Below are 24,690 nucleotides of genomic sequence, written 5' to 3'. Positions count from 1 at the left end.
CCATGAAGAAAACATCCTACGTGCTGGCCCTCGCCCTGGGCGGACTCACGGCCCTCGCCCATGCCGCCGCGCCGGTGAACCTGATCCCGATGCCGGCGCAGCTGAGCGTGAGTGGTCAAGGTTTCACCGTGACGCCGCAGACATCCATCGTCGTCGACAGCGCTGATGCGGACGCTCGCCGCACGGCCGAGTATCTCGCCTCGCTCACGGCCCACACGCGCCACTTGCAGCTCGCCGTGAAAGCAGGTGCGCCCGGCGACGGCGCCATTGTGCTCAAGCGTGATCCGCAGGCGCCGGTCGCCAACGCGGAAGGCTATACACTGGACGTGACGCCGCAAGGCATCCGCATCACTGCGCGCGACGAAGCCGGCCTGTTCTACGGCGCCATCACCGCATGGCAGCTGATGACGCCATCGCAGGGCACCGGCGACGTGCGCGTGGAGCCTGTGCATATTCGCGACGAACCGCGCTTCGCATGGCGCGGCATGATGCTGGACTCCGCGCGTCATTTCTGGACGCCGGCCGAAGTGCGCACCGTCATCGACCAGATGGCGCAGCACAAGCTCAATACGCTGCACTGGCATCTCACGGATGACCAGGGTTGGCGCATCGAGATCAAGCGTTACCCCGAACTCACCCGCATCGGCGCCTGGCGCACGCCGCCCACGCTCGGCAAGCAGGCCCAGCCGCCACGCTACGGCGGCTTCTATACGCAGGACGACATCAAGGCCATCGTGGCCTATGCCGCCGAGCGGCATATCACGGTGGTGCCCGAGCTCGACATGCCAGGCCACGCGCAGGCAGCGGTCGCCTCGTATCCGGAACTTGGCGTCACCGGCACGCGACCGCCGGTGTCGGTGGACTGGGGCGTGAATCCCTACCTCTACAACGTCGACGATCACACCTTGCAGTTCCTGCAGAACGTGCTCGACGAAGTGATGGCCTTGTTCCCGTCCACCTATATCCATGTGGGCGGCGACGAAGCGGTGAAAGACCAGTGGAAGGCGTCTGCCGCCGTGCAGGCGCGCATGAAGGCGCTGGGCATCAAGAGCGAAGACGCGATGCAGAGCTGGTTCATTGATCAGATGGGCAAGTACCTCACCGCTCATGATCGCCGCCTGATCGGCTGGGACGAAATCCTCGAAGGCGGCGTGCCCGCAAGCGCCACGGTGATGTCATGGCGCGGCACGCAGGGCGCCATCGATGCGGCGAAGCTTGGCCACGATGTGGTGTTGTCGCCGGCGCCGCAGCTGTATCTCGACCAGATGCAGAGCGATCTTCCGGACGAGACCACCGGCCGCCTGCCGTCGATGTCGCTGCAGAGCTATTACGATTTCGAGGCGGTGCCCAAGGCGCTGAGCGCCGCGCAGGCGAAACATGTGCTCGGCATGCAGGCCAATCTATGGACCGAGCACATGCCGACGATGCGGCATGTTCAGCACAATGTCTTCCCGCGCATCGCCGCGTTGTCCGAGGCGGCGTGGACGCCGGCGAAGGAACACGACTGGCACGGCTTCCTCGAGCGCATGCCGTCCCAGTTGGCGCGCTATCGCATGCAGGACGTCGCGTACGCGGACAGCGCGTTCGCGGCGTCCATCGACACCGATCGCAATGCCGCCATCAGCAGCGGCCAGGCCAGCGTGAAGTTGTCGAACCAGGCCAAGTACGGCAGCGTGCACTACACCATCGATGGCCGTGAGCCGGATGCGTCCTCGCCGCTGTATGTGCGTCCCTTCACGGTGAAGCTGCCCACCACCATCAAGGCCGTGGCGCTGGCCGCTGATGGCACGCCGCTGGCTGACGCACGCACGCGCGTGCTTGATCTGCCCTCGCTGCGCACGCGCAGCACCGGCGAGCTGGAGAACTGTCCGGGCAGCGACTTCCGCCTGCGCGTGCAGCCCACGCCCGATGCCACCAGCATGGCGCCCACGTATCTGATCAATGTGTTCGACAACTGCCGCATGTATCGCGCGGCCAAGCTCGACGATATTGCCGCCATCCGCGTGGAGACCGCCAGCTTGCCGCGCAACTATGCGTTGGCGCATGAGGCCAAGCTGGTCAAGGCGTACCCGTCGGCCACGCCGCAGGGCGAACTGGTGGTGCACATGGACAGCTGCAAGGGCAAGCCGCTTGCCTCGCTGCCGTTGCCCACCGATCAGCCGGCCACGTTTACCCTGAAGGGCGCCCTGGTCAAGCAGGCAGGCACGCACGACCTGTGCCTAGTGTTCACCTCGCCGATCACGGGGCCGATTTACGGCGTGGGCGCGGTTACCCTGGTGCCGGCAGACCAATCGGCGCCATGAGGGATACGCTTCGTCGTTTAGCTTCGGTCGATGCGTTGCGCGGATGTACGGTCGCGCTGATGTTGTTGGTGAACGATCCGGGTGATTGGGATCACGTGTACTGGCCGCTGGAGCACGCGCAGTGGCACGGTTGCACGCCGACCGACCTGGTGTTTCCGTTCTTCCTGTTCGTGGTCGGCGTCTCCATTGCGCTCGCCATCGGTCCACGGGTGGAGCAGGGCGCCGACAAGGGTCGGCTGATGCGCGCGGCGCTGATGCGCGGCCTTCGCATCCTGCTGCTCGGCGTGGCCATCAACCTGCTGGCATGGTGGATCATGCCGCAGGCGCATCTGCGCTTTCCTGGCGTCTTGCAGCGCATTGGCGTGTGTTTCGCGGGGGCGGCAGCGTTCGCGATTTATCTCAAGCCGCGCCTGCAATGGATCACCATCGCCGTGCTTCTGCTGGGCTATTGGGCGTTGCTGCTGGCGGGAGGTTCGCTGGAACCCTTCGTCAACATCGTCAGCCGCACCGACTTCGCCCTCTTCGGCCACACCGTCTATCTGATCGACCCTGTCAGTGGTCGAGGCCATGATCCGGAAGGCCTGCTGGGCTCCCTTCCTTCGCTCGCCACCAGCCTGCTCGGCCTGCGTGCCGGCCAGTGTTGCGCGAGAAAAACATCAAGGCGCTGACGTTGGCCGGCATCGCGTGGTGCGTGCTCGGCTTCGCCTGGTCGCTGGTGTTTCCGCTCAACAAGAATCTGTGGAGCTCGTCGTTCGTTTTATGGACGGCGGGTTGGGCCACGCTCGCGCTGGTGCTGTTCCATGTATTGATCGACCAGCGCGGTTGGCCGGCCATCGGGCGACGCTTTGGCGTGAATGCCGTGACGGCCTATGGCGGTTCGGAGCTGATGCAGATCCTGCTGCTGGGCCTTGGCATCCAGGGTCCGCTTTACCAGCGGGCGTTCGCCGGCTGGATCAGCCCGCTGGCCGGGCCGAACGTGGCTTCGTTGGCTTTTGCCATCGTGTTCGTCGCGGTGTGGTGGGTGATCGTCTACGCGATGGATCGCAAGAAGATCTACCTCAAGCTTTGAATACTGTGGGAGCGCACCCTGTGCGCGACAGGCGCCTCGTCGTCCTCGCTCCGTCAGGTTGTCGCGCACAGGGTGCGCTCCCACAAACGTATGGCCGTAACATCTCAACGCGGTGAGCCGGCGCTGGTGAGCTCGCCGTCTTCAGGCAGATCGTTTGGCAACGCCACGCGCACGCGGTTGCCGCCCTCTTTCTTTACCTGATACATCGCCGCGTCGGCCGCGCGGGTGAGGTCGCGTGAGGTGTGCCCGTGCCGCGGATAAGTCGCCACGCCCACGCTGGTCGATGCGTGCAGCGTGCGATCCGCCAGCTGGAATGGCAGGTTGATCGCGGCCCGCAGTTTTTCCGCCACCTGGATGCTGTCGGCCACCGACTGCAGGCGGCACAGCAGCACCACGAATTCGTCGCCACCCATGCGACCCACCACATCGCCTTCGCGCAAGTGGCCACGGATGCGCTGTGCCACTTCGCACAGCAGCAGGTCGCCGGTGTGGTGTCCGTAGCGGTCGTTCACTTGCTTGAACTTGTCCAGGTCGATGTAGAGCAGGGCGAGATTGCCGCCGAAGCGCGACACGTTCTCCAGCGCCGCCTCGAACTGCTGGTGGAACAGGTCGCGGTTGGCCAGGTCGGTCAGCGGATCGTGTCGCGCAATGTGATGCAGCCGCTGCTCCGCCTGCTTGCGTTCGATCGCCGCCGCGACCTGGGTGGAAACAAATTGCAGCAGTTCCTTGTCGGTTTCCGTATAGCGCGTCGCGTCGGAATAACTCTGCACCACCAGCGCGCCCACTGCCGCGCCCTGCGAGCACAGCGGCACGCCCAGCCAGTGCAAGGCATCGGTGCCGATCACCGGCAGCGATGGGTCGGTCGGCGCGCCAGGCGTGACCAGCAAGGCCTGCCCGGTGCGGATCAGTTGCGCGGTCAGCGTGCCCGAATCGATGCTTTGCGCCGGCGGCGCCTCGTCGCGCTCGTCGACGAAATACGGAAAGCTCAGTTCGGCGTGCAAGGGGTCGTACAGCGCCACGAAGAAATTGTTGGCGCGCAGCAGCGCACCGACGATGCGGTGAATTTCTTCATACAGCGCCGGCAGGTTGTCCGCCGTGTGCGCCGCTTCGGAAATGGCGTGCAGCGCGGCGGTCATCGATTCGGCGCGCTTGAGCGCAGTGATGTCGCGCGCCACGGCAATGCGCACCTGGTCGGCCTCGGACCAGCGTGCCGACCACATGATGTGCACCACCGAGCCGTCCTTACGGATATAGCGGTTCTGGAAGTGCGACTGCGGCTGGCCGGACATGATGGCGGCGGCTACCTCGATGGTGGCCTGGCGGTCGTCCGGATGCACCAGCTCGATCATGCGCTTGCCGAGCACTTCCTCCGGCTTGTAACCAAAGATGCGCTCGTAGGACGCACTGACGAAGACGTAGCGCCCCTCCATGTCCACGACACAGATGGCATCCCACAGGAGATCCATGATCTTGTTGAGGAAGTCGGGTTCCATGGGACGCGTTCGGCAGGCTAGGGCTGGCTCGGAGCTGGCGGTATGCCACTCTCAGGCAAGATGCGTGCCGCTGCGGTGATCATGGCGCCAACGTCCTCCTCCGTGCGCGCCGGTGCCGGACCCTAGTCGTCCAGCAGCGCGCGGCCAGCATTCCACATCGTGCGGGTCAACGGCCGGTTTTCGTGCGGGGTCTGCAGTACCACCAGTGTCGTGGTGCTGATGCTGGCGTGGATCTTCAGCAGCCGGTCCAGCACGGTTTCCAGGTGCTGGATGGACATGGCCACCACGTGGAGCAGGGCCGAGTCCTCGCCAGCCAGTCGCCGGCAATCGAGCACCTCGGGGATATCCGCCACCAGCACGCCTACACGGGCGCAGATGCCGCCATCGCAGCGCAGACGGATCATGGCGTCGATCTCATAGCCCAGCTTGCGGGGATTGAGCACGGCGCGGTAACCGGAAATCACGCCGGCCTCTTCCAGCCGTTTCACCCGCTCAGCCACGGCCGGTGGGGAGAGTTTCACCTTGCGTCCCAGCTCGGCGTAGCCCAGGCGGGCATCCTGCTGCAGGGCCTCCAGCAGCAACCAATCCGTGGCATCCCAGATTGGTTTCGATTCAAAGGTGACTGCGTTCATAGACATTTCGTTCGTTGGCGAAACATCACCATCCTACGCTGATTCATCATTCAAGCGCAGCACGACAAAACTTACGATGCGCAGTATTCCCCACCCGGATCAAGCCCATGCACACCCCGGAACGCCTCGATGGGCGCGCGCTGGTTTTTATCGGCATCGCGCTGCTTACCTGGTCGTCGGCCTATGCCGCGATCGCCTATGCGCTGGCTTCGTTCACCCCGGGCGAGGTGGCCTTGGCACGCCTTGCCATCGGCGCGATCTGTTTCGCCGCGCTGCTGGTGGTGAAAAAGGTGCCGATGCCGGCCCGACGCGACTGGCCGCAACTGACGCTGCTCGGCGTGATCGGCCTCACCGTGTACCACTTGTGCCTCAATACGGCCGAAACCCGCGTAGCCAGCGGTACCGCCGCCATCTTGATCTCACTTGTGCCCGCGACAACGGCGGCCTTGTCGGCGATCTGGCTGGGCGAACGCCTGTCGCCACGCACGCTGACCGGACTGGGCATCGCGCTGGTGGGCGTGGTGGTGGTCGTGCTGACCAGCGGCAAGGACGTGAAGATCGAACCCATGGCGGCCCTGGTGTTGGTCAGCGTGGTGGCGTGCTCGATCTTCTTCGTGTGGCAAAAGCCGCTGTTCGCGCGCAACACCATGCTGGGCGTCACCGGTTTCACCTTCTTCGTCGGTGCTCTCGCCTCGCTGCCGTTCGGCCTGCACCTGCCGCAGGCACTGATGCATGCGCCGGCATCGCATATCGGCGCGCTGCTGTGGTTGGGCATTGCGCCCACTTTCATCGGCTATATCGCGTGGAACGCCGCCCTGCAGCGCGCCCCGGCATCGCAGGTGAGCAGCTTCATCTATTTCTCGCCGCCGATCGCCGTGCTGATCGGTTGGGTCTGGCTGGGCGAGCGGCCGACGCTGTTGACCCTGGTGGGCGGCGTGATCACCGTGGGTGGTGTGGTGCTGGCCAATGCGCGCCGCCGCGCACCGGTACGTGCGCCGGTGGCTGCCACGCCGGCCAAGCAGCACTGATGGAGGCGGCGCCGATCCGCCTGGTCGACGTCGCCGCCCGGCTGCCGCAAGCCTGGTCCTCAAGCGTGCTCGCCAGCTTTGGCAACGCCCGCCTGAAGCTATTGCGCATGGACGAAGCGGCCTATCCCGAAGAAAGCCACGATTACGACGAAGGCTTGCTCGTGCTCGACGGCGTGATGGTGCTGCGCATCCGCGGCGAGCTGCTGCGGGTGGAAGCGGGCGAGTTGTACGTGGTTCCTGCGGGCGTGCCGCACAGTGTGGAGGGCGGCAGTCGCGGTACGCTGCTGATCATCGACACCTGATCAGTGCTGCCGGAGCCGCCGTGACCACGCTCTATATCGCCAACAAGAATTACTCGTCGTGGTCGTTGCGTCCCTGGCTCTTGATGAGCCAGCTCGGTATCCCGTTCGAGGAGAAGCTTCGCGTGTTTGGCGACGGCTCCAACTGGGACGCCTTTCGCCAATTCTCACCGAACGGACGCGTGCCCTGCCTGCATGACGGCGATACCGTCGTATGGGATTCGCTGGCCATCATGGAATATCTCGCCGAGCGCCACGCGGGCGTCTGGCCGTCCAACGGCGACGCGCGCACCTGGGCGCGTTGCGCCTCGGCGGAAATGCACGCGGGTTTCAGCACGCTGCGCAATGCCTGCGGCATGAGTTGCGGTGTTCGCGTGCGCCTGCATGCGGTCGATGCCGCGCTGAAGGCCGACATCGCGCGCATCAATGAATTGTGGAACGAAGGCCTGGCGCGCTTCGGCGGTCCTTTCCTCGCGGGGGAAGCGTTCACCGCTGTCGATGCCTTCTATGCGCCAGTAGTGTTTCGCATTCAGAGCTATGGCATCGCAACGGAGGGTGCGGCGACAGCATATGTGCAGCGCATGCTCGCGCTGCACGGGATGCGCCAGTGGTACACCGCCGCGCTCGCAGAGCCGTGGCGCGACCACGCACATGAGGCAGAAACGCGTTTGTACGGCGACGTGGTCGACGACTTTCGAACGGGCTGATCAGGCCACTTCGGCGGCGGCATGCCGCTGCCGGCGCGCCTGCCAACGACCCGCGGCCACCAGCAGCAAGGCGACCACGATGAAGGCCGCCAACACGCCGATCGCATCGAGCAGCACCTGCACATAACCCAGCGCACGCACGTCGAGGAACGGATAGGGATACCAGCCATTCGCCGCGCCGCGCAGCAGCACGTAGAAGAAATACCCGGCGGGATAGCTCTGCCACACAAGCACTTGCGACCAGCGCAATCCGCCCTTGGGCACCGCCAGCCACCAGTAGCCGACATACAGCAGGGGCATGGCGTCGTGCACGATCACATCCGCCACCAGCAACCAGCCCGACGGGCTCCACAACTGGCGCAGCATCAGGTTGTAGATGGCGCTGACGATCACGATGCTCATCGCCGCCGCCGTCTGCACGCCGGGCCGCGACAGGAACACGCCGAGTCGGCTGCGCGAACCCCACGCCGCCGCCGTCAATACGCTGGTCGCCAGTAGGTTGGAGAGAATGGTGTAGAAACCAAGGAACAGCCACACGCCTTCCAGCACCGTGCCGCCGTTGCCCTGCGTCATTCGGATCGAGAACCAAAGCTGTAGCGCCAGGCCGAACCAGCCGAGCAGGGCAGCGCACAGGGCGAGCGGGCGATAGGGCTGCGTCACGGTATCGGTCTCAGGGCGACGCATGGGCCGTGGCACTAGGCGAGGCCGTTGGTCTTCAGCTGTGAGAACGTCTTGGTTTCCGGGTCATAAAGCACGCCCCAGAAATGACTTCCGCCATCACAGACGATGATGGGCTTCGGCTCTGCTTGAAAAGGAGTGGCAATGCTTTGGCTCGCAATGTGAGCGGCCTTGGCCGGCTTCTCTTTCGATAGTGCGGCGTTGACGTAAATGAAGCGATGGCCGTCCACGATCACGCCAAGATACTGCCGAAAAGAAGCGTTCGGATCGCCTATTTCTTGGGAAATGCCCTGCTGCGCTGCGAGCGTGGCCAATTGAGGAAGCTGAGATTCCAGTTCGAGCAACTGGGCGGTCGTCGGCGTCCAGGCTCCAGTCGCATTTGGGGTAGAACGCGAGCACTGCTGCATGGTCGCGTTGAGCGCAGAGACCGGAAGCAGCTCGAATCGCTGCTCCTCGGTTGCCCAAAGCTTGGGCACTGCCAACAGCAATGGGAGCGCGGCGGCCAGGAGCACCTTGCGCGCCGCCGCCAACATCAGAACTTGTAACCGCGGTGAATGGCGACGATGCCGTTGCTGAGGTTGCGCACATCCACGCGACCGAAGCCGGCGCGTTCCATCATGCCCTTCAGCGTCTGCTGATCCGGATGCTTGCGGATCGATTCGGCCAGGTACTGGTAGCTGTTGGCGTCGCCGGCAAACAGCTGGCCGAGCTTGGGCAGGACCTTGAAAGAGTGGAAGTCGTAGAGCTTGCTGAAGAGTTCGCTCTGCACACGCGAGAATTCCAGCACCAGCGCGCGGCCGCCGGGCTTGAGCACACGGCAGATGTCCGCCAGTGCCTTGTCCTTGTCGGTGACGTTGCGCAGGCCGAAGGCCATGGTCACCGCATCGAAGCTGTTGTCCGGAAACGGCAGGGCTTCGGCGTTGAGCTGCGTCCAGCGCAGGCCGGAGACCAGGCCGCGATCGGTCATGCGATCGCGCCCCACGCCCAGCATGGCCGCGTTGATATCACCCACGATGATCTCACCGTCAGCGCCCACCACCGGCTTGAGCAGGGCGGCGATATCGCCGGTACCGCCAGCCAGATCGAGCACGCGATCGCCCCGACGCACGCCGCTGATGGCGACGAAATGGCGCTTCCACAGGCGATGGATGCCGAACGACATCAGGTCGTTCATCAGGTCATAGCTGCTCGCGACCGAGGTGAACACCTGGCCGACGAGCTTCTGCTTGTCGGCGACAGGGACGTCGCGGAAACCGAAATGGGTGGTGTTGGGGGACTGGTCGTTCATAGGGTAATGGTAGCGGATTGGGGCTGGGCTTCGTTGTGTGCGCGGTAGCGCGACGCTTTGCTCCCTCTCCCCTCCGGGGAGAGGGTTGGGGTGAGGGGCCAACCTTGCCTCGTCGCTTGGAAGTGCCTCAGTCTTCTTCTGCTCGTCATCCCGGCCTAGGCCGGGATCCAGTGACTGTGCACTTGGATGTCGCGTTACCGCGACCTGGCTCGCCTGCCGCGGGCTTCCGTCCTCCTGCCGGCGACGCGAAGCTAGTCCCCTCTTTGGGAAGGCCGGGTTACTTTCTCTTGCTTGCCCAAGAGAAAGTAACCAACGGAGAAGGGCCCCCCGGATGACGCGCCTTCCGGGCCTACGGCCCTCCAGGTGCGCGGTCGGGCTCCGGGGTTTTTCGACAGGACATCCCTGTCCCGTCGAAAAACTGGCCGCATCCATGCGGCCACCCTTCCGGCTTTCCTCCACCCGCCCGCCGCGCATACGGGGAACCCCCAGGGCAAAGCCACAAGAGCCCAGGGCAGGGTGTCGTTGCGATGTGGGCGGAGCGGCCATTTGTGGGAGCGCACCCTGTGCGCGACAGCCACGCTTGGGTGTACCGCTCCGTAGTTTCGTCGCGCACAGGGTGCGCTCCCACAGGAAAGCGAGCACGGCATTGGCTGGCAGGCTAGAGCTGATGCGCACGGGGCTCTGCTTCAAGGTCGCTGCGATTGGGCGATCAGCAGCGAGAGGATCCGCTCCATCACAGCCAAGTGCCCAACACACAAAAGAAAAACGCCGCACATGGCGGCGTTTTCCCCACTTCCAAATTTCAGCAACCAGCGAACAGCGAAGCGCTTACTTCGCCTGATCCACAATCCAATGGACCGCCGCCTTCACCTGCTCATCGGTCAGCGCCGGATTGCCGCCCTTGGCCGGCATCATGTTGCCGTCCGGGCCCTTGTAGCCGTCGATGGCGTGCTTGACCAGGGTGTCGATGCCCTCGGCCACGCGCGGACCCCAGTTGGCCTTGTCGCCCAGTTTCGGCGCACCGGCGACGCCGGCGGTGTGGCAGGCGTGGCAGAGGTTGTCGTAGATGGTCTTGCCGTCGGTGCTACCGCCGTAGGCCACTTGCGAGGCGGCGGCCTTGGTGGCGGCTTCCTGCGCGGCCTGCATGGCGGCGCGGCCGGTGTCGCCGGCGTACACCGCACCGGCCGGCGCGATGCGGGCCTGGGTTTGTGCGGTGGTCTGGGGATTTATTTCCTTCGGCTCGTGGTCGTAGATCCACCAGGCGCCGCCGATCAGCAACAGGGTCAATACACTCAGGCCCGCGATCAGCATGGAAAAGCTGCGCATGAAGCTCTGGTCGGACTTCGTCATGGAACCGCTCACGCAATGACTCCAATTCAATGGACAGATCAATGGACAGCCGAAGAGGCCGGATTAGCTATGGTTCAGGCAACAATTAGCCGAGTATAGACGAAGGCCGCGGCAGTTTTCAGTCGGGTCGGGCGGACAACGTGTCGCGCCCGAATAAGCCCTGATTTCATGCAAGTTTCGTCATTTGGACGCGATACGCTTAGAAAACCCTGCCATCGGTCATGGGGCACCCCTGTCAACTGGCATTGTCTATTTTCGTTGATCTGACCCTATCCTTTCACTCGACACATAGGTCAGGCGCGCGGAGCGCACCGGTGGGGTCGGGTGGCCTGTCTTTCATTCTGGGAGTTTTTTCATGTCGCGTTTTTGGAAGATCGCGCTGATCGTTGTGGCCGTGATCGTGGTGGGAGCCGTGGGCTTCCGTCTGCTGCATAAGCCCGCTGCCGAGGAAGGCGCACAGGGTCAGCACCGCGGTCAGCACAAGGGACAGGGGCAGGCCGACGGCGATGCCTCGGACAAGGACAAGGATAAGGACGCCGCGCCGGTGCCGGTGACGGTGGAGCCGGTGCTCAAGCAGGATGTGCCGGTCTATTTGACCGCGCTGGGCACCGTGCAGGCGCTCAACACCGTCACCATCAATCCGCAGATCAGCGGCCAGATGCTGAGCATCAATTTCAAGGAAGGCCAGGAAGTGAAGAAGGGCGACCTGCTGGCGCAGATCGACCCGCGTCCGTTCCAGGCCGCCTATGACCAGTCCACCGCCAAGCAGCAGCAGGACGAGGCCCAGCTTTCCACCGCGCAGAGCACGCTCAAGCGCAACGACGCGCTGGTGGCCCAGGGCTATGTGGCGCAGCTGGACATGGACACCTTCCGCAACAACGTGGCCAATCTTGCGGCGATGGTTTCGGCCGACAAGGCCGCCGTGCGCGCCGCCAAGGTCAACCTCGACTACACCCATATCGTCTCGCCGATCGATGGCGTGGCCGGTATCCGCAACGTGGACCCGGGCAACGTGGTGACCACCACCACCGCCGTGGTGACGCTCACCCAGATCCATCCGATCTATGTGATGTTCACCCTGCCGGAGCAGAACCTGGAGATGGTGCGCGCCGCCGCCGCCTCGGGCGATCCGCTGGAAGTGCTGGCGCTGGACCGCTCCGACGCGCACACCATTGCCGACGACGGCACGCTCAACGTGGTCGACAACCAGATCGATACCACCACCGGTACGTTCAAGCTTCGCTCGGTGTTCCAGAATGCCAAGGGCGAGCTGTGGCCGGGCCAGTTCGTGAATACGCGCCTGAAGGTGCGCACCGTGAAGGGCGGCCTGGTGATCCCGGCGCAGGCGGTGCAGCGCGGTCCGGATGGCGACTACGTGTACCTGGTGCAGCAGGACCAGACGGTCAAGATGAATCCGGTCAAGGTGGCCGGTGAAGTGGGCGACAGCCACGTGATGATCGGTTCGGGCCTGGCGCTCAACGATCTGGTGGTGACCGAAGGCCAGTTCCGCCTCAAGCCGGGCAGCAAGGTCAAGGCGCTCAAGCCGGGTGAAGTGCCGGCAGCGCCGACCGCGGCCGAGATGGACAAGGCCAAGAAGAACGCCAAGGGCGGCGGTCGCCGCGGCGGCTGATGGCAGAGGGGCGAGGGATGAGCGGCGAGGGCGCGAAAGCCCAGCCGTTGTCCACGCATCAAGTTGGCAGAGCGGCATCAGCTTGCGCCCTCGCCACTCGCCCCTAAACCCTGAGGCAACAACACGGGGCGCCGCAGGACAGGCACCCGCCACACACATCGACGGCTGACCCCATGGGCTTCTCCACACTCTTCATTCGCCGACCGATCGCCACCTCGCTGTTGATGGTGGCGGTGCTGTTGCTCGGCATCCTCGGCTACCGCGAGCTGCCGGTATCGGCGCTGCCCGAGATCGACGCGCCCAGCCTGGTGGTGACCACGCAATATCCGGGCGCCAGCGCATCGACCATGGCATCCCTGGTCACCACGCCGCTGGAACGCAATTTCGGCCAGATTTCCGGCCTTTCGATGATGACCTCCGACTCGTCGGCGGGCCTGTCGACCATCGTGCTGCAGTTTGCGATGGACCGAGACATCGACATCGCGGCGCAGGACGTGCAGGCGGCCATCAACCAGGCGCGCGGCACGCTGCCGAGCACGCTGCCCTATCCGCCGGTGTACAACCGTGTGAATCCGGCCGACGCGCCGATCATCACGCTCAAGCTCACCTCCGACAGCCTGCCGCTGCGCGAAGTGAACAACTACGCCGACTCCATCCTCGCGCAGAAGCTCTCGCAGGTGCAGGGCGTGGGCCTGGTGTCGATCGCGGGCAACGTGCGCCCGGCCGTGCGCGTGCAGGTGAACCCGTCGCAGCTGGCCAACCTCGGCCTCACCATGGAGGACGTGCGCAGCTCGCTCACCGAGGCCAACGTGAACGCGCCCAAGGGCACGCTCAACGGCGCCACGCAGTCCTACAGCATCGGCACCAACGACCAGTTGGCCAATGCGGCCGAATACAAAGACACCATCATCGCGTACAAGAACAACGCGCCGGTGCGGTTGTCCGACGTGGCCAACGTGATCGACGGCGTGGAGAACGATCAGCTTGCCGCCTGGGCGAATGGCAAGCCTGCCGTGCTGCTCGACATCCGTCGCCAGCCGGGCGCCAACATCGTGCAGACGGTGGAGCAGATCCGCAACATCCTGCCGCAGCTTCGCGCCGTATTGCCGGCGGACGTCCATCTGGATGTTTTCGCCGACCGTACCATCACCATCCGCGCCTCGGTCGAGGACGTGCAGTTCACCCTGATCCTCACCATCTTCCTGGTGGTGGCGGTGATCTTCGTGTTCCTGCGCCGCTTGTGGGCCACGATCATTCCATCGGTGGCGGTGCCGCTGTCGCTGATGGGTACGTTCGGCGTGATGGCCTTCACCGGCATGTCGCTGGACAACCTCTCGCTGATGGCGCTCACCGTCGCCACCGGCTTCGTGGTGGACGATGCGATCGTGATGATCGAAAACATCGTGCGCTACATCGAGCAGGGCAAGGACGGCAAGGAAGCGGCCGAGATCGGCGCGAAGGAAATCGGCTTCACCGTGCTGTCGCTGACCGTGTCGCTGATCGCGGTGTTCCTGCCGCTGCTGCTGATGCCGGGCGTCACCGGTCGCCTGTTCCACGAATTCGCCTGGGTGCTCACCATCGCGGTGGCCATCTCGATGCTGGTGTCGTTGACGCTGACGCCGATGATGTGCGCCTACCTGCTCAAGCCCGATGCGCTGCCCGAAGGCGACGATGCGCACGAGCGCCACGCGGCCGCCGGCAAGAAAACTTGGTGGACGCGAACGGTCAATGTGTACGAGAGCTCGCTGGACTGGGTGCTCGGCCACCAGCGCTTCACCCTGTTGGTGGCAGCGGCGGCGGTCGTGCTCACCGTGTTCCTCTACGTGGTGATTCCGAAGGGCCTGTTGCCCGAGCAGGACACGGGCCTGGTCACCGGCGTGGTCCAGGCCGACCAGAACGTGGCGTTCCCGCAGATGGAAGTTCGCACCAAGGCCGTGGCCGATGCATTGCGTCGCGACAAGGCCGTGACGGGCGTGGCTGCGTTCATCGGCGCCGGTTCGATCAACCCGACGCTCAACCAGGGCCAGCTCAGCATCGTGCTGAAGGATCGCGGCGACCGCGATGGCCTCGACGAAGTGCTGGCGCGGCTGCAAAAAGAAGCGGCCGGCATTCCGGGCGTGGAGCTGTACTTGAAGCCCGTGCAGGACGTGACGCTGGATAGTCGCGTCTCGGCCACCGAGTACCAGTACTCGATGTCCGACGTGAACGCGACCGAGCTCTCCGGCTACGCCAACCAGATGACGCAGGCGCTGCGCGAGCTGCCCGAACTGGCCGACGTGGACAACAACCTCGCCGACCAGGGCACCTCGCTCAAGCTCACCATCGATCGCGAAAAGGCCAGCCGCCTCGGCGTGCCGGTGCAGACGATCGACGACACGCTGTACGACTCGTTCGGCCAGCGCCAGATCTCGACCATCTTCACCCAGCTCAACCAGTACCGCGTGGTGCTTGAAGTGGCGCCGCAATTCCGCACCAGCACCGCGCTGCTCAACCAGCTCACGGTGAAGAGCAATGGCAGCGGCGCGCTGACCGGCAGCAATGCCACCGCGTTCGGTCAGGTGGCCTCGAGCAACTCGTCCACCAGCACGGGTCTGGGCGTGGCCAATACCGGCGTGATCATCGGTGGCGGCGGCACCATTCCGCTGGCCTCGCTGGCGACGGCCGAAGTGACCACGGCCCCGCTGGTGGTCAGCCATCAGCAGCAGCTGCCGGCGGTGACGGTGTCGTTCAACCTCGCGCCGGGTTACTCGCTGTCCGAGGCGGTGGATGCGATTCGCGGCGTCGAGCAGAAGCTCAACTTCCCGCCCCAGGTGCGTGGCCAGTTCATCGGCAAGGCGGCGGAGTTCTCCACCTCGCTCACCAATGAAGTGCTGCTGCTGGTCGCTTCCATCGTGGTGATCTACATCGTGCTGGGCGTGCTGTATGAGAGCTACATCCACCCGCTGACCATCATCTCGACCCTGCCGCCGGCCGGCGTGGGTGCGTTGCTGGCGCTCATCCTGTGCGATATGAGCCTGTCGGTGGACGGCATCGTGGGTATCGTGCTCTTGATCGGTATCGTGAAGAAAAACGCGATCATGATGATCGACTTCGCGATCGAGGCGCAGCGCGACGGCATGAATCCGCGCGAGGCGATCCGCCGCGCGTGTCTGCTGCGCTTCCGCCCGATCATGATGACGACCGCGGCAGCCATGCTCGGCGCATTGCCGCTGGCACTGGGCAATGGCATCGGCGCGGAGCTGCGCCGTCCGCTGGGCGTGTCCATCGTCGGTGGTCTGCTGTTGTCGCAGTTGGTGACGCTGTACACCACGCCGGTGATCTATCTCTACATGGAGCGCTTCGCCGACTGGCTGAAGGAGCGTCGCGAACAGCGCGCGCTGGCGCGTGCGCAGACGCGGGGCGCCATGTAATGGCAACCACGCCGATCCGGCACTTGCCGGGTCGGCGGCAAAAGCACGAAAGGGGCGCGGCCGGGATGGCGCGCCCCTTTTCGTTGTGCGATTTCCCCAAGTCCGGAGTAACGACATGAGCAAGCCGAGAAAGCCGCAGGTCTGCGTACTGGGCAGCGCCGAACCGGGCTCGCAGGCCTACGAGCTGGCCGGTCAGGCAGGCGAGTTGCTGGCGAGATCAGGCATTACCGTGGTCAGCGGTTGCGGCAGTCCCGCCACACGGCACGCGGCGCAGCGTGCCATCGACGCGGGCGGAGTCGTCGAGAGCATCATTCCGGCCGATGCGATGCCAGAAGACGACTGGCCCGCCAGCGTAGTCATCCCCTGCGGCATGGGCGATGCACGCAACCTGTTGATGGCGTTGGCGGGAGACGCCTGTGTGGTGATCGGCGGACGCGCCGGCACGATCTCCGAAGTGTGCCTGGCCTGGCTGCATCATCGTCCGCTGCTGCCGTTGACCGGTTGCGGCGGCTGGTCGGATGGGTTGCTGCAGAACCCGCCGGACGAGCGCGGCAACTCGCCGATACTGCCGTGGGACTCCATCGCCACGCTTGAAGTGCAGTTGCACTCTTTGGGGCTGATACGGATTTAGACGTCTAATAGACGACCCGTGTCTAATAGACGACCCGTTCCTCCCTGCGTGTCCTATCCTCTGACGTCATTCCCGCGGAAGCGGGAATCCAGTGCCTTTGCTCTGGCAACGAAACGGGGAAAAGGCGCTGGATTCCTGCTTCCGCAGGAATGACGGTGAGGTGAGCGGGAAGGAGGAGGGACATCGCAAAAACCATCAACCAAACCGCCCGTCATGCGTTACGCAGGTAATGTGCGGTATATACGTACCTTCGTGCGCGCGCCTCCTCCGTGGTGTGCGGCTTCTTTGAATTCCTTCGCGCCCCGCGCGTCGTACCTGGTTTCCTGACGGCATGAACATTTCCGGTCCTTTCATTCGCCGCCCGATCGGTACCTCGCTGCTGGCCATGGGGGTCTTCGCGATAGGCCTGATCTGCTACGTGCTGCTGGGCGTGGCGGCGTTGCCGAACATGCAGTTCCCGGTGATCTTCGTGCAGGCCAGCCAGGCCGGCGCCAGCGCCAGCACCATGGCCTCCACCGTGGCCGCGCCGCTGGAGCGCCACCTCGGCCAGGTGCCGGGCATCGACACCATGCGCTCGTCCAGTTCGTTGGGCAGCACCCAGGTATTCCTGATGTTCGAGGCCGGCCGCAATCTCGATTCGGCCGCGCGCGACGTGCAGGCGGCGATCAATGCCGCGCAGTCGGACCTGCCGAGCGGGCTCAATGCCCCGCCGAGCTACCAGAAGGCCAACCCCAACGACGACCCGATCATTGCCTTCGCGCTGACCTCGGAAACGCAATCGGCGCGCGAGCTCTACGACATCGCCGATTCGCTGCTCGCGCAGCGCATTCGCCAGCTCGAAGGCGTCTCGGAAGTGGACATTCTCGGCGCCGCGACGCCAGCCATCCGTGTCGACGTAAACCTGCGCCAGCTCAACGCGCTCGGCCTCTCGCCCGACCAGCTGCGCAACGCACTTACCGCGGCCAACGTCACCTCGCCGCAGGGCTTCCTGTCCGACGGCAAGACCACCATGGCGGTGACTGCCAACGATTCGCTGCATAACGCAGCCGACTTTGCCAGCCTGGTGATCGCCTCCAACAACGGCACGCCGGTACGCTTGTCCGATGTGGCGAAGGTGTACGATGGCCTGCAGGATGCGTATCAGGCGGCGTGGTTCCAGGGCAAGCCGGCGATCCTGATGTATGTGTATCGCCAGTCCACCGCCAACATCATCGGCACGGTGGATCGCGTCAAAGATGCCGTGCCGCTGCTGCGCGATTATCTGCAGCCCGGCACTACGCTGACGCCGTACTTCGACGGCACGCCGACTATCCGCGCGTCGCTGCATGAAGTGCAGGCCACCCTGCTGATCAGTCTGCTGATGGTGATGCTGACCATGGCGCTGTTCCTGCGTCGCCTCGCGCCTACGTTGATTGCCACTGCCGCCGTGCCGCTGTCGTTGGCTGGCGCGGCGATGGTGATGTACGTGCTCGGCTTTACGCTCAACAACCTCACCTTGCTGGCGCTGGTGATTGCGATCGGCTTCGTGGTGGACGATGCGATCGTGGTGATCGAGAACATCGTGCGCCACATCGATCAAGGCATGACGCGCATGGACGCCGCGCTGGCCGGCGCCAAGGAGATCGGCTTCACCATCGTCTCCATCACTGCGTCGCTGGTCGCGGTGTTCCTGCCGCTGTTGTTCATGAGCGGCATCACCGGCCTGTTCTTCAAGGAATTCACCATCACGCTGGTGGCGGCGATCATCGTGTCGGCGCTGGTGTCGCTCACGCTCACCACCTCGCTGTGCGGACAGTTCCTCAGCGGGCACGAGCAGGACAAGCCGACCACGCGGGTCGGCGTGGCCTTGGAGAAATTCCAGGCCGGCATGCTCGGCGTGTATTCGCGCTGCCTGAAGTTCTCGATCAAGCACGCGCTGGCGTTCTCGCTGACGCCGCTGGTGCTGATCGCCATCACCATCCTGTTGTTCGGCCAGGTGAAGACCGGCCTGTTCCCGCCGCAGGACACGGGTCTTATCCGAGGCCGCGCCACTTCGGGCGCCACTGTGTCGTTCCAGGATGCGGTGGCCCGCCAGCAGCGTCTGATCGACATGCTGAAAAAGGACCACGACGTGGCGCGCGTGGGCTCGCGCCTGGGCACCAGCCGCCAGGGTTCCTCGGGCACGTTCGACATCGAATTGAAGACGCACGCGCAAGGCCGTAAGGACGACACCTTCGCGGTGCTCGCGCGCTTGAGCGCCAAGGCTGCGCGCTATCCCGACCTCAATGTGCGCCTGCGCCCCATCCAGGATCTGCCGAGTTTCGGCGGCGGCGGTGGCACCAGCCAGGGCGCGCAATACCAGGTGTCGCTGCAGGGCGACAATCCCGAAGAGCTCACCCTGTGGTTGCCCAAACTCGTCGCCGAGTTGAAAAAGAATCCCAAGCTCAAGGACGTCGGCAGCGACGTCGATGACGCTGGCCTGCAGCAGAATATCGTGATCGACCGCGACAAGGCCGCGCGCCTCGGCGTGGGCATCGGCACCATCGACGGCGCCCTCTACAACGCCTTCGGCCAGCGCCAGATCAGCACCATTTATTCCGACCTCAACCAGTACAAGGTGGTCGTCAACGCGCTGCCCAATCAGACCGCCACGCCGGCGGCCATCGATGCGGTCTACGTGGCCAGCACCAGCGGCAAGATGGTGCCGCTCACAGCGTTCGCGCGCCAGGAGCCGGGCCTCGCACCCACCCAGATCTCGCACGAAAACCAGTACACCGTGATGAGCATGAGCTTCAATCTCGCGCCCGGCGTGAGCATGGGCGAGGCCTTGCAGATCATCCAGCAGACTGGTTCACAGATGCGCCTGCCGGGCGACATCCGCATCAATATCGGCGGCGATTTCCGCCGCTTCCAGCAATCGCAGAGCGGCATGCTCTGGTTGCTGCTGGGCGCCGTGGTCACCGTCTACATCGTGCTCGGCATGCTGTATGAGAGCCTGATCCATCCGGTGACGATTCTCTCCACGCTGCCGGCCGCCGGTGTCGGCGCGTTGCTGGCGCTGTGGTACACGGATACCGAGCTGTCGGTGATCGCGCAGATTGCGCTGGTCTTGCTGATCGGCATCGTCAAGAAGAATGCGATCATGATGATCGACTTCGCCCTGGTATCGCGGCGCGAGCATGGCCTGAGCCCGGCGGAGGCCGCGTATGAGGCAAGCATGGTGCGCTTCCGCCCGATCATGATGACGACGATGGTGGCGATTCTCGCCGCCGTGCCGATCGCGGTGGGCCTGGGCGAAGGTTCGGATCTGCGCCGCCCGCTGGGTATTGCCTTGATCGGCGGCCTGCTGATCTCGCAGACCCTGACCTTGCTGAGCACGCCGGCGCTGTATGTGATTTTCTCCTGCCTGGCGGATCGCTACTCCGCGTGGCGTGCGCGGCGTCGTACCCCCAAGCGTTTGCCGGCAGCCGAGGGCGTCTGATCAAACGCATCCTTGTGGGCGCGCACCCTGTGCGCGACTGCGGCGGCGCAGAATCCTCGCTCTGTCGCGGGTCGCCCACAGGGTGGCCTCCCACAAAAAAACCTCGCCCCACCATACGTTTGCGCATTGTCACACCCCCGCGCTTTCACCCATTCCGCGAAATCGTGACAATGAGGGGCTTCCGTCCGACCGTTTCGACCCCATGTCGAACGCTTCGGGCGACGTGTGCGTCCGCGCACGGCGCTGCCTTCGGGCGCGCACCCTAAATTTGAATACGCCGTAGCCAGCGAGGTCATAGCAGACAATGTCGAACACGCCCAAGATCATCTACACGCTCACCGACGAAGCGCCGTACCTCGCCACGCATTCGCTGCTGCCGATCATCAAGGCCTTCACCGCCACCGCCGGCATCCAGGTGGAAACGCGCGATATCTCGCTGGCCGGCCGCATCATCGCCCAGTTCCCGGACATCCTCCCGGACAACCAGAAGATCGCCGACGATCTGACCGAGCTCGGCCAGCTGGCAACCACGCCGGATGCCAACATCATCAAGCTCCCCAACATCAGCGCCTCGATGCCGCAGCTGAAAGCCGCGATCAAGGAACTGCAGTCCCAGGGCTACGCGCTGCCGGACTACCCGGAAGATCCCAAAGACGTCAGCGAGTGGAACGTCAAGGCGCGCTACGACAAGGTCAAGGGCAGCGCCGTGAACCCCGTGCTGCGCGAAGGCAACTCCGATCGCCGCGCACCGCTCTCGGTGAAGAATTACGCGCGCAAGCACCCGCACAAGATGGGTGCATGGAGCAAGGATTCGAAGACCCACGTATCGCATATGGACGGCGGCGACTTCTACGGCAGCGAGAAATCGACGGTCGTTGAGAAAGCCACTAACGTAAAGATCGAGTGGTTTGGCAAGGACGGCTCCAGCACGGTGCTGAAGGAAAAGACCGCGCTGAAGGACGGCGAGATCATCGACGTCGCCGTGATGAGCAAGAAGGCGCTGACCGCTTTCATCGACGCGCAGATCGACGATGCGAAAAAGCAGGGCGTGCTGTTCTCGCTGCACCTGAAGGCCACCATGATGAAGGTCTCCGACCCCATCATGTTCGGCTTCGCTGTCAACGAGTTCTACAAGGACGTGCTGGCCAAGCACGCCGACGCGCTCAAGAGCGTCGGCTTCGAGCCGAACAACGGCATCGGCGATTTGTACGCGCGCCTGGGCCAGTTGCCGCAGGCCAAGCAGGACGAGATCCTCGCCGACATCAAGGCCGAATACGCCAACCGTCCGGCGCTGGCCATGGTCAATTCGGACAAGGGCATCACCAACCTGCACGTGCCCAGCGACGTCATCATCGATGCCTCGATGCCGGCGATGATTCGTGATTCCGGCAAGATGTGGAACACCGAAGGCAAGCTGCAGGACACCAAGGCGGTGATTCCGGATCGCAGCTACGCCGGTGTCTACGCCGTCGTCATCGACGACTGCAAGGCGAACGGCGCATTCGATCCGGCCACCATGGGCAGCGTGCCCAACGTCGGCCTGATGGCGCAGGCCGCCGAGGAATACGGTTCGCACGACAAAACCTTCAAGATCGCCGGCGCCGGCGTGGTGAAGGTGATCGACGAGGCCGGAAAGGTGCTGCTGGAGCAGCCGGTGGAAACCGGCGACATCTGGCGCATGTGCCAGACCAAGGACGCACCGATCCAGGACTGGGTGAAGCTCGCCGTCTCGCGAGCACGCCTGTCCAACACGCCGGCCGTGTTCTGGCTTGACGCGAACCGCGCGCATGATGCGCAGGTGATCAAGAAGGTCGAGCGCTACCTGAGGGATCACGATCTCTCGGGCCTCGACATCCGCGTGCTGTCGCCGGTCGACGCCACCAAGTTCTCGCTCGAGCGCATCCGCAAGGGCCAGGACACCATCTCGGTGACCGGCAATGTGTTGCGCGACTACCTCACGGATCTCTTCCCGATCATGGAGCTGGGCACCAGCGCCAAGATGCTTTCGGTGGTGCCGTTGATGGCCGGCGGCGGCCTGTTCGAAACGGGTGCCGGCGGTTCAGCGCCCAAGCACGTGCAGCAGTTCGTGGAAGAGGACTACCTGCGCTGGGATTCGCTGGGCGAATTCCTCGCCATCGCCGCCTCGCTGGAGCATCTGGCCAACCGCTACGACAACGCCGACGCCCGCGTGCTGGCCAAGACGCTGGACGAAGCGAACGGCAAGATCCTCGACAACAACAAGTCGCCCGCCCGCAAGGTCGGTGAGCTCGACAACCGTGGCAGCCACTTCTACCTGGCCATGTACTGGGCACAGGCACTCGCCGCGCAGAACGACGACGCCAAGATCAAGGCTAAGTTCGAGCCGATCGCCAAGGCGCTCACCGAGAACGAAGCGAAGATCATCGGCGAACTCAACGGCGCCCAGGGCAAGCCGGTCGATATCAAGGGCTACTACCACGCGAACGTCGAGCTAATCACCAAGGCCATGCGTCCGAGCAAGACCTTCAACGACGCGTTGGCGCCATTGCAGGGCTAAGCCAGTCGTCGCTTGAGCCGCTTCAACAGAAGGGCGCCTTGGGCGCCCTTCTGCTTTTACAGGGGAATGTCGGCGTTGGTCAGCGGGAAATAGTGAGGTTGACCGGCGACACGGCGAAGAACACGTTGTTGCTGCAGTTCACCCTTACACGCGCTTTGGTGCTCGCCGTATTGGCCGGCAGCTTGATCTTCGCCTTTCCGGTATTGGGTATGGCACGTGCCAATGCCACGCTACCGTAGGTATACCCTCCATCGAGCGACAGCCCCACGTCCACCTTGGGACAGGAGATGGGCGCCTTGTCGGTCTTGGCGACATTCCAGGTCACGGTCTGTTCGGAGCCGCTCTTCCAGGTGACAGCGGCCTTTGGCGAGGTAACGGCAAAGGCGCTGCCGGTGTCGAGCACATTGAGATACAAGTTCCCGGTCGCCGTGTTGGGGCCCGTGCTCGCCATGCCAGAGCGCAAGGCATTGTCTCGAACGGCGAGGCGGAAGCTGAGCTGGCGCGTGGTCGCCGGATAAACCTGGCCATAGCCCAATGGTTCATTGCCAAGCACGGCCGCCAGGCTCGGGAAGGTCTGCTCAATATCGGCGTGCGGCTTGAACGAGCGAAAGATCGGACCGCGCCCGTCGTCCTTCAGTTTGGCCATTTGCTCAGGCCCAAAGTCGAACTGTTCCCACGTGTAGGTCAGCTTGCTCGTGTTGGTGGATCTCACGGCAGCCTTCAGTGCGAAAGGAGTGCGCGCGGGTATGGTGTAACGCTGGCGGTTATTTAGAAATTTGAACGCCTCGGGCGGTAGCAACGATTCCGGGTCGATCCACGGCGCGGCACTGAGGTTTGCCCGCCGCCCCGCGCATGCGCCGCCGGGCCCGCCTATCCACTCCTGGATCGAATCGATACTGCTGCTGTTGAAGTACGCATCGCTATGCGGCTGATAGGAGAAGACGCCGCCGATGACACCAGCGTACCCCATGACCGACGAACCCTCGCCCGGCTCCACCGCTTTGTCGGGTAGCGTGCTCTGTTTTCCATTATGCGTGTGATACGAGCCAAACGAATGGCCAAGCTCGTGTGCGACAAAGTCGACCGCGAAAGCATCGCCCACCGGATTGGCTCGCCCCGTGCTTCCATAGGCCTTCAGTTCGTCATCGCAGGTGCTGCCAATCCAGGCCATGCCGCCGCCACCGTCGCCGGCCACGACGTGGCCGACATCGAAGTTCGCGTTGCCGATCACCTGGGCGAGGTTCGCCACATTCTCTTCGTTGATGCCTTCGTCACCGGGCTCAAGGTCCCGATAAGGATCGTTGCCGGGCGTGGTGTAGATGATCCTGTCGGCATCGGCGATCAGCGTGAAGTGGACGCCAAGATCATTTTCATAGATCTCGTTGACGCGATTGACCATCGTGGCGACTGCCGCCAAACCGCCCTCCACCGTGCCGCCGAAGCCCTTCGTATAGGTGCTGGTGGCGGCCATGGCCAAACGATAGTCGTACATCACCGAACCTCCGGCGCGCGAACGAGGCGCGCCGAACGTTGCTGCGCCCGGACGCATGAGTGAGGCCTTGCCGCCGAGCACGTCCTTCGGAAAAGCGTTTTCGTTGAATGGCGCCGAGGCGGGCAGGGCTGCTCGACGGAAACTCCAGTAGATGTCGCCCCTATCGTTGGCTCGGATCGCATTGCCGGAAAGTTGCTGCGCGGGCTGCACGATCCAGATGCCGCCGTCGTCGCCATAAACCATGGCTTGGAGTCCATAAGGTGTGATGTCCAGGCGTACATGACGCCCCTGCTGGTCGACGCCCTTGTAGCTCTTCAGCTGCGGATAGCGGCTGGCCAGCGCGGCGGGCAACACATCCGATTCGCTCAAGGTGAAATAAGTGACGCCGCCCTCCGGCAAGGGCAGCGCGAGATTGTTGCTGCGGCCCTGCCGGATCGAACTGGCGGCTGCGCCAAGTTCGGTCTTGAGCCCGGCGAGGTCCAGGGTCACTGCGCGATAGGCGGCAGGCGCGCCGGCAGTGGCGGCTTTTGCCGCCGTGTTGTCTTTCCAGAAAGCCGCGGTATCGGCAGCCTGTGCATGCTCGATCGCAAGAGTGCCCAGGCTAGCGGCAATGACCAGCGTCAGAATTCGCCCGTGCTTTGGGTAACGATTCATAACCATCCTCTGAAGTGAAGCTCCTTGAGG

The 24,690-nt window shown here is 64.1% G+C and carries 16 protein-coding genes and 1 pseudogene; 10 read left to right on the top strand and 7 right to left on the bottom strand.

Annotation, left to right across the window (positions count from 1 at the left end):
* Positions 1 to 2: 2 nt before the first annotated feature.
* Positions 3 to 2,303 (top strand): family 20 glycosylhydrolase, encoded by a 2,301-nt coding sequence (locus tag AC1DMY_RS17900; RefSeq protein ID WP_477166221.1) that lies wholly within the window; start codon positions 3 to 5, stop codon positions 2,301 to 2,303.
* A pseudogene (locus tag AC1DMY_RS17895) lies at positions 2,300 to 3,372 on the top strand (acyltransferase family protein). The gene AC1DMY_RS17900 and the pseudogene AC1DMY_RS17895 overlap by 4 nt, the downstream one beginning before the upstream one ends.
* A gap of 104 nt (positions 3,373 to 3,476) precedes the next feature.
* Here the strand turns inward: AC1DMY_RS17895 and AC1DMY_RS17890 are convergent.
* Both AC1DMY_RS17890 and AC1DMY_RS17885 read right to left on the bottom strand, forming a co-directional pair.
* Positions 3,477 to 4,865 carry a sensor domain-containing protein gene (locus AC1DMY_RS17890; protein WP_477166220.1) on the bottom strand — a complete coding sequence of 463 codons (1,389 nt, stop codon included), beginning with the start codon at positions 4,863 to 4,865 and terminating at the stop codon, positions 3,477 to 3,479.
* 122 nt (positions 4,866 to 4,987) lie between these two features.
* Positions 4,988 to 5,497 (bottom strand): Lrp/AsnC family transcriptional regulator, encoded by a 510-nt coding sequence (locus AC1DMY_RS17885; protein ID WP_477166219.1) that lies wholly within the window; start codon positions 5,495 to 5,497, stop codon positions 4,988 to 4,990.
* Between the two features lie 107 nt (positions 5,498 to 5,604).
* Between AC1DMY_RS17885 and AC1DMY_RS17880 the strand changes: the two genes are divergently transcribed.
* Genes AC1DMY_RS17880 through AC1DMY_RS17870 form a run of 3 tightly spaced genes read left to right on the top strand, consistent with a single transcriptional unit; the run spans position 5,605 to position 7,531 of the window.
* Positions 5,605 to 6,525 (top strand): DMT family transporter, encoded by a 921-nt coding sequence (locus tag AC1DMY_RS17880; protein ID WP_477166218.1) that lies wholly within the window; start codon positions 5,605 to 5,607, stop codon positions 6,523 to 6,525.
* Complete coding sequence (locus tag AC1DMY_RS17875; protein WP_477166217.1) at positions 6,525 to 6,827, top strand: cupin domain-containing protein; 303 nt, start codon at positions 6,525 to 6,527, stop codon at positions 6,825 to 6,827. Before AC1DMY_RS17880 ends, AC1DMY_RS17875 begins: the two co-directional genes overlap by 1 nt.
* Before the next feature lie 20 nt (positions 6,828 to 6,847).
* Entirely contained in the window at positions 6,848 to 7,531 is a 684-nt protein-coding gene (locus AC1DMY_RS17870) for a glutathione S-transferase family protein (protein ID WP_477166216.1), read from the top strand.
* Here AC1DMY_RS17870 and AC1DMY_RS17865 read toward each other — a convergent pair whose 3' ends face one another.
* The 4 genes from AC1DMY_RS17865 to AC1DMY_RS17850 form a co-directional block, all read right to left on the bottom strand.
* Positions 7,532 to 8,215 (bottom strand): Pr6Pr family membrane protein, encoded by a 684-nt coding sequence (locus tag AC1DMY_RS17865; protein WP_477166215.1) that lies wholly within the window; start codon positions 8,213 to 8,215, stop codon positions 7,532 to 7,534.
* 11 nt (positions 8,216 to 8,226) lie between these two features.
* On the bottom strand, positions 8,227 to 8,742 hold the full coding sequence (locus AC1DMY_RS17860) for a hypothetical protein (RefSeq protein WP_477166214.1): 516 nt from the start codon (positions 8,740 to 8,742) through the stop codon (positions 8,227 to 8,229).
* Entirely contained in the window at positions 8,742 to 9,497 is a 756-nt protein-coding gene (ubiE, locus tag AC1DMY_RS17855; RefSeq protein ID WP_477166213.1) for a bifunctional demethylmenaquinone methyltransferase/2-methoxy-6-polyprenyl-1,4-benzoquinol methylase UbiE, read from the bottom strand. Before ubiE ends, AC1DMY_RS17860 begins: the two co-directional genes overlap by 1 nt.
* A gap of 828 nt (positions 9,498 to 10,325) precedes the next feature.
* The gene (locus tag AC1DMY_RS17850; RefSeq protein WP_477166212.1) at positions 10,326 to 10,847 is read right to left on the bottom strand and encodes a c-type cytochrome; all 522 of its coding nucleotides are present in this window, start codon (positions 10,845 to 10,847) and stop codon (positions 10,326 to 10,328) included.
* Between the two features lie 355 nt (positions 10,848 to 11,202).
* Here AC1DMY_RS17850 and AC1DMY_RS17845 point away from each other — a divergent pair, with 355 nt between their 5' ends.
* The 5 genes from AC1DMY_RS17845 to AC1DMY_RS17825 all read left to right on the top strand — a co-directional run bounded on the left by AC1DMY_RS17845 (position 11,203) and on the right by AC1DMY_RS17825 (position 22,514).
* Entirely contained in the window at positions 11,203 to 12,477 is a 1,275-nt protein-coding gene (locus tag AC1DMY_RS17845; protein ID WP_477166211.1) for an efflux RND transporter periplasmic adaptor subunit, read from the top strand.
* Positions 12,478 to 12,650: 173 nt separating this feature from the next.
* Positions 12,651 to 15,887 carry an efflux RND transporter permease subunit gene (locus tag AC1DMY_RS17840; RefSeq protein ID WP_477166210.1) on the top strand — a complete coding sequence of 1,079 codons (3,237 nt, stop codon included), beginning with the start codon at positions 12,651 to 12,653 and terminating at the stop codon, positions 15,885 to 15,887.
* 115 nt (positions 15,888 to 16,002) lie between these two features.
* The gene (locus AC1DMY_RS17835) at positions 16,003 to 16,518 is read left to right on the top strand and encodes an SLOG cluster 4 domain-containing protein (protein WP_477166209.1); all 516 of its coding nucleotides are present in this window, start codon (positions 16,003 to 16,005) and stop codon (positions 16,516 to 16,518) included.
* 331 nt (positions 16,519 to 16,849) lie between these two features.
* A complete protein-coding gene (locus tag AC1DMY_RS17830; protein ID WP_477166208.1) occupies positions 16,850 to 19,978 on the top strand; it encodes an efflux RND transporter permease subunit in 3,129 nt (1,042 codons plus the stop codon).
* A gap of 304 nt (positions 19,979 to 20,282) precedes the next feature.
* On the top strand, positions 20,283 to 22,514 hold the full coding sequence (locus AC1DMY_RS17825; RefSeq protein ID WP_477166207.1) for an NADP-dependent isocitrate dehydrogenase: 2,232 nt from the start codon (positions 20,283 to 20,285) through the stop codon (positions 22,512 to 22,514).
* A gap of 79 nt (positions 22,515 to 22,593) precedes the next feature.
* Here the strand turns inward: AC1DMY_RS17825 and AC1DMY_RS17820 are convergent, their stop codons facing one another.
* On the bottom strand, positions 22,594 to 24,660 hold the full coding sequence (locus tag AC1DMY_RS17820; protein WP_477166206.1) for a reprolysin-like metallopeptidase: 2,067 nt from the start codon (positions 24,658 to 24,660) through the stop codon (positions 22,594 to 22,596).
* Positions 24,661 to 24,690: the final 30 nt, after the last annotated feature.

Source organism: Dyella sp. 01L423, from assembly GCF_056399945.1.
The sequence above is the reverse complement of the archived record's forward strand: the minus strand, read 5'-3'. Positions and strand labels throughout refer to the sequence as shown.